The sequence below is a fragment of the Shewanella sp. ISTPL2 genome, from assembly GCF_013283205.1.
In the GTDB taxonomy this organism is placed as follows: domain Bacteria; phylum Pseudomonadota; class Gammaproteobacteria; order Enterobacterales; family Shewanellaceae; genus Shewanella; species Shewanella oncorhynchi.
In genome coordinates, this window is record NZ_JAAPAV010000002.1 from 13,856 (window position 1) to 27,322 (window position 13,467).

A 13,467-nucleotide genomic window follows, 5' to 3' on the forward strand; every position below is an offset into this window, starting at 1 on the left:
CCGCAAGCGTGGTAAAATATGATTAATGTGATCGGAGTAATATTTTACACGAAAACGTGGGAAAGTAAGTAATTCTTCATAAATTATGGTATTGCGTAGAAAAATTTCGGAGTAAATAGTGACTGAATCTCGTATAGATTTTCGTAGGGCAAAGTTTTTAATCAGTGCACCTGACATTGCACATTTGGATCAATATCTGCCCGGCGATGTTGGAGTTGAGATTGCATTTGCTGGCCGCTCTAATGCTGGAAAGTCTAGTGCACTCAATGCATTAACTGAGCAAAAAAGTTTAGCAAGAACCAGTAAAACACCGGGCCGTACTCAACTAATTAACGTATTTGAGTTAGATGCTCAGCGTCGTTTAGTTGACTTGCCTGGTTATGGCTTTGCGCAAGTCCCACTTGCGTTGAAAAATAAATGGCAGCAAGCATTGGGTGAATATTTGCAAAAACGCGCTTGTTTAAGTGGCGTGGTTGTCTTGATGGATATTCGTCATCCATTAAAAGATCTCGATATGCAGATGATTGAATGGGCAGTTGCTAGTGAAATTCCTGTATTAGCTTTGCTAACGAAATCAGACAAATTAGCCCAAAGTGCTAAGATGAAAACCGTAAATGAAGTGCGTCTCGCACTAAGTGAGTTTGGCGACTGGGTGCAAGTTGAACCCTTCTCATCACTTAAAGGAACCGGTAAGCCTAAAGTGTTGGCAATTCTTAATGAATGGTGTCATCCACAGTGGTTGACTGATGAGTTAGATGCAGCGAATAACGCTGAATAATATCGCCTGTTTTGGTGTACATGGTAGAATTTGACTGTGTATACCTCCTCTTTGTTTTTACTGCAATTTTTTCTCTTTTGTTCAGTCTCATTCCCATCGGTTATTCGTTAATCTCAGGCAAAAAAATAGCCGATGATATTATCATCGGCCAAAAATATTAGCTCTTTTGGGGAGAAGCTAAATTCAACAAGACTCAAGCACCATCAAATTAGCTTCAATGGTTCTCAATGAAACTAGCATACAGCCAATCCATCCCTTATTAAAGCAAATACTCTAAAATTTACTTAAAGTCTGAAAAAAGAGCAAAAAAAAGCCTCAGCAAACAAGTTGCTGAGGCGCCAGAATTTGGCTCATCACTATAAGTGAAATAAAGGTCTGAAAGATAGAACATCTTAACCTCTGTACCCTACGCAGAGAATATTACTCTATTTATCTTTAAATGGAAAACAGTTTTTTCAAAAAAGAGGTAATTATGTGCGCTTGATCTCAGGTTGTGAGTGAAAAAGCATCTCAAATTGATCCTAAAATTTCAGTGAAAATGGTTAATTGGCTGATTTAAAGAGAAAACTCGAAATTTATATACAAAAGTGATCAATATTTGAGATTTGATTTTTTACTCTAATCCTGACCTAAGATTTTGGTGTACGCGTGAGAGAACAACCGTTATGGCATTCTTGAGCATATATGGCTGACTTGAATGCAGTTTCAATTCGAGTAAATCACACCTTTTAATATCCATCTGCTGTGGCAGTGTATCGATGAACTCTACTGCCAAATGTATCAGGTAAAGATTGTTTGGCTGTGAGTGAATCATTTTCTGCCGATGAAGTTTGTCTAACTTAACGAGCTAATTTGTATTGTGAAAGGGTTATTTATGCTGAGTGATGAAAAGGACTCTGTATTGATGTTCTTAGAGGCGATTAAGACGGGAGAGAGCTAATCTGAGCTCAAAATATTGAAGTCAGATTAGCTTTATTTTCAGTTAAATCATATTGATAGTGTTCTTCTGGATATTACTGAGATTAGTGGGCTTCATCCCAGTTATCACCAATGCCTGCTTCGGCAAGCAGTTCAACATCGAGATTAGCTGCTTGCGCCATCAAGGTGCAGATTGTCTTTTTAAGTGCCTCTGCTTTATCCGCATCGACTTCAAACACTAATTCATCGTGAACCTGCATGATCATAGTGATTTCGCCTTGGGTTTCTGTTTTGATCCACTGGGCAATATTGATCATGGCCTTTTTGATGATGTCAGCAGCCGTACCTTGCATTGGCGCGTTAATCGCAGCACGTTCAGCACCTTGGCGGCGCATCGCATTACGATCACGGATTTCGGGCAAGTAGAGGCGACGACCAAACAGAGTCGACACATAACCTAAGTCAGCAGCACCCGCGCGCGTTTCTTCCATATAACGTAATACGCCAGGATAACGGGCAAAGTAGGTATCGATATAGGTTTGTGCTTCATGGCGTGGGATATCAAGCTGACGCGCCAAACCAAAGGCTGACATGCCATAAATTAAGCCGAAGTTAACCGCTTTGGCACGGCGGCGTTGTTCTGTGGTTACTTCATCAAAGTCGGTACCAAATACTTCTGCAGCAGTGGCTCTATGAATGTCTTTGCCCTCGGCGAAGGCTTTGAGTAAGCCAGCATCTTGGGATAAATGGGCCATGATCCGTAGTTCGATTTGCGAGTAGTCGGCGGCCAAAATTTTACGGCCTGCTGGGGCGATAAAGGCTTGGCGAATACGGCGACCTTCTTCGGTGCGAATCGGAATATTTTGCAGGTTAGGTTCGCTTGACGATAAGCGACCTGTTGCCGCATTAGCTTGATGATAGCTAGTGTGTACGCGACCCGTTTTGGCGTTGACCATCAGTGGCAGCTTATCGGTGTAAGTGCTCTTTAACTTAGATAGACTTCGATGTTCGAGGATCACCTTTGGCAGTGGGAAATCTAAGGCTAATTCGACTAATACTTCTTCCGCGGTCGATGGCGCACCCTTTGGGGTCTTTTTGGTGATCGGATAACCTAGCTTTTCATAAAACAATACTTGCAGCTGCTTAGGTGAACCAAGATTGAATTTTTCACCGGCAATGTCGTAGGCTTTTTCTTCTAAGGTATCGATTTTACGCGCCAGTTCATCGCTCTGTTGGCCGAGTAACATGCTGTCGATTAAGACCCCTTGACGTTCAATGTCCGACAACACTTGGATTAGCGGTAATTCGACTTCGGTAAACATGGCGGCAAGTTCGGCTTCTTTCTCGAGTCTTGGCCATAAATGTTGGTGTAAACGCAGTGTGATGTCAGCATCTTCTGCTGCATAAGGTGCAGCCGTCTCTAGCGGGATTTGGTTGAAGGTCAGTTGTTTTGCACCTTTGCCAGCAATTTCTTCAAAACTGATATTTTTATGGCCTAAATACTTGAGTGCTAAACCATCCATATCATGGCGCGAAGCCACTGAGTTGAAAACATAGGATTCGAGCATAGTGTCGAAAGCGACGCCCTGTAGTTTGATCCCTGCATTGGCTAAGATACTGATGTCGTACTTAAGATTTTGACCGACTTTCTTAAGTTTTGGATCCTCAAGCAGCGGACGCAGTTTTTCTAACGCGACCGTTTTATCGATTTGAGTCGGTGCACCAACGTAATCGTGGGTCAAAGGAAGATAAGCGGCTTTTCCTGTCTCAACGGCGAAGGAAATCCCGACTAATTCGGCCACCATGTAATCTAAGCTGGTGGTCTCAGTATCGACTGCCATTAAGTCGGCTTGTTTAAGCTTAGCAATCCAAGTGTCTAATTCGGCTTCGGTGAGAATGCAGTCGTACTGTGTTTCAATCGCTTCGACTGGAGATGAGTATTCTTGTGTTTCTGTGGATGCCGCATCAATTGAGGTATTTGCCGTCATTTTATTATCTAAGACTTCAGCTAACCAACGTTTAAACTCCATCTCGCCGTAGCATTTGATCAGTTCATCTTTGTCTGCTGGCATGAGAGTGAGTTCGTGCCAATCTTGCTCAAGTTCGACATCGGTTTTGATGGTGGCGAGTTCGTAAGAAAGCTTGAGCATGTCGGCATTTTCAATGATTTTTGCCGCCATGGTTTTAGAACCTCTAAAGCCGAGCTCGGCGACTTTTTCGGGTTCAGCTAATAAGTTACTCACACTGCCGGCTCCCGTGAGCATAGCGAGCGCCGTTTTCTCTCCCACGCCGGGTAAGCCTGGAATATTGTCAGCCTTGTCGCCCATCAGTGCGAGTAAATCTATGATACGGTCTGGACCGACACCAAATTTGGTGACGACTTCTTCTGGGCCCATTATGGTGTCTGTCATGGTGTTGATGAGCGTAACGTTCTCATCCACTAACTGGGCCATGTCTTTATCGCCTGTGCTGATAAGCACGGCACGGTTTTCTAAGCTGGCTTGGCGGGCAATAGTTCCAATCACGTCATCGGCTTCGACGCCGGAAATTGAAATCAGTGGTAAACCCAGTGCGCGAATAATGCGATGCAAGGGTTCGATTTGCGAACGTAGATCATCAGGCATAGGTGGGCGCTGTGCTTTGTATTCGCTGTACATGTCATTGCGGAAGGTTTTTCCCTTGGCATCGAACACGACTGCTATATGGCTTGGCTGATAACGGGTCAACAAGCTGCGTAACATATTCACTACGCCATAAACGGCACCCGTTGCTTCGCCCTTTGAGTTTGTTAGGTGAGGAGGCGCATAATAAGCGCGATACAAATAAGAAGATCCATCCACAAGCACAAGTGGGTTTTTAGCGACGGTTGGCATAGGTATTTTTCGTTTATCGATGACTTAGATGGCGCTAAGCATGCCACAGAAGCACTATTTCAGCCATGGCAAAATGACTCTCAGCCTGTGGATAAGTCTGTGAGTGAAAAAGTCAACTGAGAATAATGGCGATGATTACGGCTTAGTGCGATTTTTTTAAGTTGTTGTTTTTTATGTTTATAAAAGATTTGTGTGAGTTCAATACTGTTTCTTAAAAAATCTTCCCAATTTGTGGATTTTTTATTGACTCCGTAAAATACATCTAAGGATTGGCTTAATTTTCGGCACTCGTCAGATTCGACGAATTAAGTTAGCACGATTTTTAATCAGATCAACTAGTTTGTTTATGGTTTGTTAAAACTTAATGACATAAGAAGGATATTTTTAATGAAAAAAGTCGCAGTGTTACTGAGTGGATGTGGTGTTTTCGATGGAACTGAGATACATGAATCGGTTTTAACGCTTTTATGCTTATCCCGATCAGGGGCTCACTACCAGTGTTTTGCACCAGATATCAAACAGATGCATGTGGTAGATCATCTCACTGGTGAGGTCGATGCTGCTGCAAGTCGTAACGTGCTGGTGGAGTCGGCACGTATCGCCCGTGGCGAAGTCAAAGCGACCACAGAATTAGATATCGCCGAATTTGATGCCTTGATCATTCCCGGTGGCTTTGGTGCGGCGAAAAATCTGTGTAACTTTGCGACGAATGGCAGTGAGTGTGAATTGGAACCGCTGGTGACTGATTTTATCAATGAGTTCATTCTGGCGAAAAAGCCCGTTGGTTTTATCTGTATTGCTCCTATGATGATCCCGCGTTTATATCCCCAGGGAGTAAAAGGCACTATCGGTAATGATAGCGATACTGTTGCAGCGTTTAATTTGATGGGCGGTGAGCATCAGGTTGCGACAGTACATGAGATAGTCGTGGATGAAGCGAATCGCATTGTCAGCACTCCCGCTTATATGTTGGCTGGTAATATTGCTGAAGCGCATTCAGGCATCGAGAAGCTAGTCGTTAAGCTACTAGAAATGACTGATCTGAGTTAGTTTGAGCGGTTTGCAGAGGGGTGAAGCGAGTTATTGAACCAAGATAAATTTTAGGATTTATCTTGGTTCACTATATTAGATTGAGTTATTAGATTGAGCTCGAGGATTTGCGGCTATCAAATAAACCTTGGGCTAAACCTATGAGTAAGCCGCCAATGTGGGCGCCGTTAGCAACCGAAACCCCTAGAATATCTGTGAATCCCAATGCCAACCATATCATCATAAAGCCCATATATGATGGTGGGAAATCTATTCCTGCTGCGGGTTTACGTATACCCATGATCCAAGTGTAACCCACCACTGCATACACAACGCCGGACAGCCCGCCAAAGTTAGGTCCACCGACATAATATTGGATAACGTTTGGCAGTGTTCCTGCGACAAACAGCAGGATGAGTAATGGTGCAGTACCAATACGGGTTTCGATTTTACCGCCTAAATACCACCACCAGAGCAAATTAAAGATGACGTGCATGGCGGAAAAATGCAGCAGGCTCGGTGTAAAAACACGCCAGAACTGGCTGAACTCTGAATGAGGTACTGCCCCAAAATAGGACAGTGCTTTGTAGGTTTGGTTGGCGAATCCTAAGTTCATCGCTGCAAAAATGAGTACGCAAGCCGCAAATATGATCAGCGTGACTGGGCCTGCGCCAGTAATAAATTGGGTGAACAACTGCAGCGAAGGGGCACCATAATCGAGTTTGGTTTGGGTATCGCCGTGTTCCCATGAGGCTTGCAGATATTTATTGTCGTAAGGGTGAGCAATAAAGTGGGCAAACTCTTTGCGTGCTTGCTCCACATCTTTGTCATGGATAACCAGAATGGCAACACCCTGAACCAGCGGCTCAATTTGGCAGTCAATGTCTTCCCCTTTGAGGTAATCGACAAATGCCTGCGCGGCTCTGCTGTTGGGGAGTCTGCCAATTTCTATCATGCATTCGCCTCATGCCAAGCGCTATAGCCGCCGTCTAGGCTGTAAACGTCATCAAAACCTTGTTCGCATAAATATTGCGCCGCATTTTGGCTGCTCATGCCGTGATAACAAACCACCACCAGTGGGCTATCCATATCGGCTTGGCTAATAAATTGCGCTAGGTTTTCGTTATTCAGGTTAGTTGCACCTGCAATATGGCCGTTGGTGAAGCTATTGCCATCGCGGATATCGACGATTTGCACTGGCTGTGCTTCGGTCATTTGCAGCAATTGATTAACGCTTAAGTGTTTAAAGGAAGACATAATAAAACCTGACAAAGCTAAGAGATGGAAATCAAGATGGGATAAGTGTGCAACAAGGGGCTGCGAGTGTACAGCCCCTATCTAGGTAATGCTCTGGAGGATTAATCCCAGCTGAGGATTACTTTACCTGATTGGCCCGAGCCCATAGCGTCGAAACCTTGTTGGAAATCGTCAATCTTGAAGTGGTGAGTGATGATAGGTGAAATATCTAAGCCTGATTGGATAAGACTGGCCATCTTGTACCAAGTTTCGAACATTTCACGGCCGTAGATGCCTTTGATGACCAAACCTTTGAAGATCACTTTGCTCCAGTCGATGGCCATTTCACCACTAGGAATACCGAGCATAGCGACTTTGCCGCCGTGGTTCATGGTATCTAACATGGCGTGGAAGGCTGAGGGTACGCCAGACATTTCTAATCCAACGTCGAAACCTTCGGTCATGCCCAGTTCTTTCATCACGTCTTTTAGGTTTTCTTTTGACACGTTCACAGCGCGCGTGGCGCCCATTTTACGGGCCAGTTCTAAGCGGTATTCGTTGACGTCGGTGATCACCACATGGCGAGCACCTACGTGACGACATACTGCTGCCGCCATTATGCCGATGGGACCTGCGCCGGTGATCAACACGTCTTCACCGACTAAATCGAAGGATAATGCTGTGTGCACAGCGTTACCAAAGGGGTCAAAGATTGAGGCTAAATCATCGCTGATATCATCAGGGATTTTAAAGGCGTTAAAGGCGGGGATAACTAAGTATTCTGCAAATGAACCTTCACGATTGACACCCACGCCAGAGGTGTTACGGCATAAATGGGTGCGGCCTGCGCGGCAGTTACGGCAGTGGCCACAGGTAATATGACCTTCGCCAGACACGCGGTCTCCAATCTTAAAACCACGAACTTCTTGGCCTATATCAACCACTTCGCCTACATATTCATGACCAACAACCATAGGGACTGGAATGGTTTTTTGTGACCATTCGTCCCAGTTGTAGATGTGCATGTCGGTGCCACAAATCGCAGTTTTTTTAATTTTGATCAGCAGATCGTTGTGGCCCATCACTGGCTTAGGCGCATCGACTAACCAAATACCTTTTTCGGCTTTTAACTTGCTTAGTGCTTTCATTGTCTTAAGTCCTAAATAATGCCCATTTCTTTGGCAATACGGGTAAAGGCGGTGATCGCTTTGTCGAGTTGCTCACGGGTATGTGCCGCTGACATTTGCGTACGGATACGGGCTTGTCCCTTAGGAACGACTGGGAACGAGAAGCCAATAACATAAATATGTTCTGCTAATAAGCGGTTAGCAAAGTCGCCCGCCAGTTTCGCATCACCAATCATCACTGGGATAATCGCGTGGTCGGCGCCGCCCAAAGTAAAGCCTGCTGCTGACATTTGCTCACGGAAATAACGGCTGTTTTCCCATACGGCTTCGCGCAGGGCTTGGCCTGATTTGAGCATTTCTAACACATGGATAGATGCAGTCACGATTGACGGCGCTAATGAGTTAGAGAACAGGTAAGGACGTGAACGCTGGCGTAACCAGTCGATGACTTCTTTTTTACCCGAAGTGAAACCGCCCGATGCGCCGCCTAAGGCTTTGCCTAAGGTGCCGGTGATGATGTCCACTCTGTCCATCACATTGCAATATTCGTGGGTTCCACGGCCGTTTGCGCCAATAAAGCCTACCGCGTGAGAGTCATCGACCATCACCAGTGCGCTGTATTTATCGGCTAAATCACATACGCCTTGCAGGTTAGCAATCACGCCGTCCATCGAGAATACGCCATCGGTGGCGATCAAGATATTACGGGCGCCCGCTTCTTTCGCGGCGATCAACTGAGTTTCTAAATCGGCCATATCGTTGTTGGCATAACGGAAACGCTTTGCTTTACATAAACGTACACCGTCGATGATAGAAGCATGGTTTAACGCATCAGAAATGATGGCGTCTTCTGCATCTAACAAGGTTTCGAATAGACCTGCGTTCGCATCAAAACATGAAGAGTAAAGAATGGTGTCTTCAGTGCCGAGGAATTCGCTCAGGCTAGCTTCTAGCTTTTTATGTATGTCTTGGGTACCGCAAATAAAACGTACTGATGCCATACCAAAGCCGTGGCTGTCTAAGCCCTGTTGGGCGGCTTTGATTAGCTCTGGGTGATTCGCTAGGCCTAGGTAATTATTCGCGCAAAAGTTAACAACTTCTTGGTGATTAACTTGAATGGCAGTTTGTTGCGGTGAGGCAATAACACGCTCGCTTTTATATAAGCCTTCGGCTTTGATGTCTGCAAGCTGTTGATTAATCTGTGCGTAGAATGAGGTAGAGGCCACCTGATATCTCCTTAGTTAACTTTATTCTGATTTTGGGAGTGGCGGCATTCTAACTCTAAACCTAATCGGCCTACAGCCTTTTTTTCATGCAGGTTCGCAAGATAAACTAGTTTAGGGCTAAAGTGGTTTTTACATTATAAAAACTAATGTGCAACATAAGTTTGCCACTGTTTGACTGAGTATTCTTTTAAGCGTTGTAGAGCGAAAACGGGTTCGCACTCAGTACTATAATTGCTTTGAGTTTAGTTCCGAATGCGAGTTCCCAACATAGGCGTTTGGGATGATGTTATAGGGATTCTTGACTCGCTAGCGCGTGGTAATGTTGCTCTAGGCGAGTAAAAGTCGCAACGGAAGTCGGGGTTGCATAGGCTTTGAAAATCATCAGCACCCTTAAAACGCCTTCATAAAGTGTCGCTTTAGTAATGGTGGACGTGCTGGATTGTGTGAGTTGATAACCAATCCAAAAGCTGACGATCATCTTAATGGTATCCGCCAGTGGCGTGATTTTGTCAGCATCGACACACAGAAATCCGTCTTGTGTGAGTTTATGCAGCACATGGCTTGAACGCGTTAAGACTTGCTGCTGTGCGTGCAAATAGCGTTTTTTTAGTTCTTCATCGCGAGCGAGAATATCCGCAAGATTGGCGTACATGAAGCGGAATTGCCACAAGGTATAGAACATAGCATCGAAGTAGCCGATTAACAGTTCTACATCCACTTGCTTATCTTCATAGGGTTGGAAACCCGATTCGAGATGATTCTCATAGAGACTGAAAATACAGCGGATAATGTCTTCTTTATTGCGAAAATGGTAATAAAGATTCCCGGGACTCATATTTAAGTGAGCGGCAATGTGATTGGTGGTGATGTTTCTTTCGCCATGCTCGTTGAACAGTTCAAGACTGGCATAGATTATTTTGTCGCGGGTTTTCATAAGTTATCCAAATTGCTAGTGAACGCCACATAATTGATCAAAGAAAGCTAACCAACGACCGCCGAACTGCTGGTAAATTATCCCTAATTTGGTGCATATGCTAACATTGCCGCTATTCATCAGGCAAAACTCATAAGCACGTTTTTAATGAATCGTTTTCTCTATTCCACGATCTTATATTTATTATCCCCTTTGCTAATCGTCTATTTAGCATTTCGTGCTATTAAAAGCCCTGATTACCGCGGTCGTTGGGGGGAACGTTTTGGATTAACCCGACTTAAATCGACGGATGTACTGGTCCATTCTGTGTCTATGGGTGAAACGCTTGCGGCAATCCCATTGATCCGTTTGATTATGCAATCACACCCTGAGTTAAGCATTACGGTTACCACAACCAGCCCAACAGGGTCTGCCGAAGTGCGTAAAGCCTTTGGTGACTCAGTGCAGCATTGTTATTTACCCTTTGACTTACCTTGGTGTGTGCGGCGTTTCTTGCGCCAAGTCTCACCTAAATCTTGCATCATTATGGAAACCGAACTGTGGCCTAACTTGGTTGCCTTAGCGGCCAAGCGAGGTGTGCGCTTGATGTTGGCCAATGCACGTCTGTCGGCCAAGTCGGCGGCGCAATATGCTAAGCGCCCTAAACTCAGTCGACCTATGTTGCAACGACTCGATGTTATTGCGGTGCAGACTCGAGTGGAAGCGCAGCGTTTTATCGAGTTAGGTGTATCGCAGGACAGAGTAACAGTATGCGGTAGCTTGAAGTTTGATCTCAGTATTACGCCCGAGCGTTTAGCCAATGCCAAGCTGTTGCGTCAGACTTGGGGGCGTGAAACCTCGCCGATTTGGGTCGCTGGCAGTGTGCATCCTGGAGAATTTGACGCCATGCTCACCGCCCATAGGCAATTATTGGCTCAGTGGCCTGATGCCTTGCTGATTATTGCACCGCGTCATCCTGAGCAGTTTTCTGCCGTTGCTGAGTTTGTTGCCAGCCAAGGTTTTGAATCTGTTCGCCGCAGCGGTAATCTTCCTGTGACGGCCACGACTCAAGTGCTGGTAGGCGATACCATGGGTGAACTTCTGACCTTTTATGGCGCCGCGGATCAAGCTTTTGTCGGTGGTACGCTGATCACTAACGGTGGTCATAATCCCTTGGAGCCTGTTGCTATGGGCGTACCTGTTATGGTGGGGCCGAACCATTGGGACTTTGCCCAAATTACGCAGATGTTGGCGGATGCTGGTGGGTTAAGGGTTGTCACTTCGGCGGATGAACTGGCGGCTAACTTGATTGCCTATTTTGCGAAATCTGAGTTACGCCTTCAGGCGGCAAACGCGGGATTGGCTGTGGTTGAGGCAAATCGCGGTGCCTTGCAACGACAATTTCTTCTCGCGCAATCTTTAATAACCGCTTAATTCAACAAGATAATTTGTTTAGTGGATCAGGCGCTTTGCATCGTCGCTTGATAGCCCAGCAGCAGTGATGACCAGTTATCAGCGGTGAAGGCAAGGTTTGGTAGCTTGGCTTGTTCTTTATTAAAGGAACGTAACAGTCTGTCTAGATTCGATTTCTGCCATTGCGGGCTCGGTGTTTTTAACTCACCACGGTCGAAATCGATAAGATAAAACCGCTCTGGCGTTAAGGGTTCAGTTTGTGCGGGCTGGAACAGAATATTCTTGGCATTGAGGTCGGCGTGGTACACACCACGCTGGTGGAATTGGGCGATAGTTGCTCCCAATGCTTGCCATTGCTCAGTACTCATGACCCCTTTGCCGAGTTTAGCGACTAAATCCTCGGCGCCTTCGACCCGTTCGATAATGATATCGGCGCGGTAAAATAATCCATCACGCACTATGTTGGCGGCAATCGGTTTAGGTACAGCAAAATCTTCGCGATACAAAATGTCTAATAAGCGTAACTCACCCATGGCGCGGGTATTTTCGAGGCCAGTATAAACGTAAGCATCTTTGCTGAATTTCTCCATTAAGCCGCCACGCCAATAATGACGCAATACCCAATGACTGTGCTCAAAAGCCACAAACCAAGTGGTGTAGCGGCCTTTGGATGAGCCGACGACAGCATTTTTAGCCCGCCAAAAATCCACCGAGAACCACGCGGGATCGATATCTGTTGGCGTATCTTGGCAAACTGCCATGTGACCTTGGGCGGTTTTTATGAGCTGTATCTGAGCATTCATCGGAGATTTGTTGACTTAAGCGTGGCACCTAGGGCCATTCTACATTAAGATCCTTAGCTTGCGCCAAATAACCTTAAGAGCTTTTAGCTTCAATCCCAATGAGTTTAAATCCCAATACCATGAATTCCCTTTGTTTGCTGCGCTTATCCGCTATCGGTGACGTCTGTCATGCCGTGGCTATGGTGCAGGCGATTCAGCGGCAATACCCCGAGCTCAAAATCACATGGGTGATCGGTAAACTCGAATATCAATTGTTGAAGTATTTACCCGGCATTGAGTTTGTTATTTTCGATAAATCTCAAGGATGGCGCAGCTATTTTAATTTGCGTAAGGCCTTAAAAGGCCGACGTTTTGACGTGCTGCTGCATATGCAGGTTGCGCTACGTGCTACCTTGGCTTCATTAGCCATTTCGGCAAAGGTGCGCATAGGCTTCGATCGTGCCCGCGCCAAAGAAGGTCAGTGGCTAGTGACAAATCACAGGGTGGAGCCCTTGGCCAAGCCCCATGTGCTCGAAGGATTTATGGGATTCGCTAAGGCGATTGGCGTTAACGATCTCACTCCTCAATGGCATATTCCTGTGCCAATTGCGGATACTGAATTTGCCCAGACGCAGATTAAAGACAATGAAAAAGTCTTTATCATTTGCGCTGCAGCCAGTAAGGCAGAACGTAACTGGTTACCAGAGCGTTATGCCGCCGTTGCGAGCCATGCGATTGCGAAAGGGTTTAGAGTCATGCTGTGCGGTGGTCCAACGCAGCTTGAGAAGGATTTAGCAGAGCAAATCTTGCAGGCGTGTCCCTCTAAAATCGATAATTTAGTGGGCAAAACCAGTCTGACTCAATTATTGGCCCTGCTAAAACGCGCAAGCTTAGTGTTAGCTCCGGATACGGGCCCTGCGCATATGGCGGTTACCCAAGGTACCCCAGTCATTGGTTTATATGCCCATTCCAATCCTGGGCGCACAGGTCCTTACCTATCGCAGCAATATGTGGTGAGTGCCTATGATAAGGCCATGAGATCGCAACATAGTGGACAAATTAAGTGGGGAACTCGCGCCAAAGGCGAGCATTTGATGGCTTTGATCGGTGTTGAAGCCGTGATTGAGAAGTTTGAGTTAGTGGTTCAGCAGACACTCAGTTAAGGCTTGTTA

The 13,467-nt window shown here is 45.8% G+C and carries 11 protein-coding genes; 4 read left to right on the forward strand and 7 right to left on the reverse strand.

The window, feature by feature from the left end; genetic code table 11:
• Nucleotides 1-118: 118 nt before the first annotated feature.
• Entirely contained in the window at nt 119-778 is a 660-nt protein-coding gene (gene yihA, locus HUB64_RS21905) for a ribosome biogenesis GTP-binding protein YihA/YsxC (protein WP_006079362.1), read from the forward strand.
• Nucleotides 779-1,800: 1,022 nt separating this feature from the next.
• On the opposite strand, the gene polA is transcribed toward yihA, so the two are convergent.
• Entirely contained in the window at nt 1,801-4,569 is a 2,769-nt protein-coding gene (gene polA / locus HUB64_RS21910; protein WP_173497795.1) for a DNA polymerase I, read from the reverse strand.
• Between the two features lie 387 nt (nt 4,570-4,956).
• On the opposite strand from polA, the gene elbB reads away from it, so the two are divergent.
• Nucleotides 4,957-5,619 (forward strand): isoprenoid biosynthesis glyoxalase ElbB, encoded by a 663-nt coding sequence (elbB, locus tag HUB64_RS21915; protein ID WP_173497796.1) that lies wholly within the window; start codon nt 4,957-4,959, stop codon nt 5,617-5,619.
• Between the two features lie 88 nt (nt 5,620-5,707).
• Here the strand turns inward: elbB and glpG are convergent, their stop codons facing one another.
• The 5 genes from glpG to HUB64_RS21940 all read right to left on the reverse strand — a co-directional run bounded on the left by glpG (nt 5,708) and on the right by HUB64_RS21940 (nt 10,121).
• A complete protein-coding gene (gene glpG / locus HUB64_RS21920) occupies nt 5,708-6,553 on the reverse strand; it encodes a rhomboid family intramembrane serine protease GlpG (RefSeq protein ID WP_173497797.1) in 846 nt (281 codons plus the stop codon).
• The gene (gene glpE / locus HUB64_RS21925; RefSeq protein WP_006084745.1) at nt 6,550-6,855 is read right to left on the reverse strand and encodes a thiosulfate sulfurtransferase GlpE; all 306 of its coding nucleotides are present in this window, start codon (nt 6,853-6,855) and stop codon (nt 6,550-6,552) included. Before glpE ends, glpG begins: the two co-directional genes overlap by 4 nt.
• A gap of 101 nt (nt 6,856-6,956) precedes the next feature.
• The gene (gene tdh / locus HUB64_RS21930) at nt 6,957-7,982 is read right to left on the reverse strand and encodes an L-threonine 3-dehydrogenase (protein WP_012090660.1); all 1,026 of its coding nucleotides are present in this window, start codon (nt 7,980-7,982) and stop codon (nt 6,957-6,959) included.
• Nucleotides 7,983-7,993: 11 nt separating this feature from the next.
• Entirely contained in the window at nt 7,994-9,187 is a 1,194-nt protein-coding gene (locus HUB64_RS21935; protein ID WP_168826108.1) for a glycine C-acetyltransferase, read from the reverse strand.
• 286 nt (nt 9,188-9,473) lie between these two features.
• Nucleotides 9,474-10,121 carry a TetR/AcrR family transcriptional regulator gene (locus HUB64_RS21940; RefSeq protein WP_113940155.1) on the reverse strand — a complete coding sequence of 216 codons (648 nt, stop codon included), beginning with the start codon at nt 10,119-10,121 and terminating at the stop codon, nt 9,474-9,476.
• 147 nt (nt 10,122-10,268) lie between these two features.
• Here HUB64_RS21940 and waaA point away from each other — a divergent pair, with 147 nt between their 5' ends.
• A complete protein-coding gene (waaA, locus tag HUB64_RS21945) occupies nt 10,269-11,534 on the forward strand; it encodes a lipid IV(A) 3-deoxy-D-manno-octulosonic acid transferase (RefSeq protein WP_173497798.1) in 1,266 nt (421 codons plus the stop codon).
• 26 nt (nt 11,535-11,560) lie between these two features.
• Here the strand turns inward: waaA and HUB64_RS21950 are convergent, their stop codons facing one another.
• Nucleotides 11,561-12,316, reverse strand: coding sequence for a 3-deoxy-D-manno-octulosonic acid kinase (locus HUB64_RS21950; protein WP_173497799.1), 756 nt, complete (start codon nt 12,314-12,316; stop codon nt 11,561-11,563).
• A gap of 98 nt (nt 12,317-12,414) precedes the next feature.
• On the opposite strand from HUB64_RS21950, the gene HUB64_RS21955 reads away from it, so the two are divergent.
• Nucleotides 12,415-13,458: a glycosyltransferase family 9 protein gene (locus HUB64_RS21955; RefSeq protein WP_173497800.1), complete on the forward strand. Its 1,044-nt coding sequence runs from the start codon at nt 12,415-12,417 to the stop codon at nt 13,456-13,458.
• Nucleotides 13,459-13,467: the final 9 nt, after the last annotated feature.

Excerpts from the sequence above, each read along its gene's own strand:
- HUB64_RS21950 (WP_173497799.1), bottom strand. The coding sequence starts at position 12,316 with ATGAATGCTCAGATACAGCTCATAAAAACCGCCCAAGGTCACATGGCA.
- glpG (WP_173497797.1), bottom strand. The coding sequence starts at position 6,553 with ATGATAGAAATTGGCAGACTCCCCAACAGCAGAGCCGCGCAGGCATTT.
- elbB (WP_173497796.1), top strand. The coding sequence starts at position 4,957 with ATGAAAAAAGTCGCAGTGTTACTGAGTGGATGTGGTGTTTTCGATGGA.
- waaA (WP_173497798.1), top strand. The coding sequence starts at position 10,269 with ATGAATCGTTTTCTCTATTCCACGATCTTATATTTATTATCCCCTTTG.
- glpE (WP_006084745.1), bottom strand. The coding sequence starts at position 6,855 with ATGTCTTCCTTTAAACACTTAAGCGTTAATCAATTGCTGCAAATGACC.
- tdh (WP_012090660.1), bottom strand. The coding sequence starts at position 7,982 with ATGAAAGCACTAAGCAAGTTAAAAGCCGAAAAAGGTATTTGGTTAGTC.
- HUB64_RS21955 (WP_173497800.1), top strand. The coding sequence starts at position 12,415 with ATGAGTTTAAATCCCAATACCATGAATTCCCTTTGTTTGCTGCGCTTA.
- HUB64_RS21940 (WP_113940155.1), bottom strand. The coding sequence starts at position 10,121 with ATGAAAACCCGCGACAAAATAATCTATGCCAGTCTTGAACTGTTCAAC.
- polA (WP_173497795.1), bottom strand. The coding sequence starts at position 4,569 with ATGCCAACCGTCGCTAAAAACCCACTTGTGCTTGTGGATGGATCTTCT.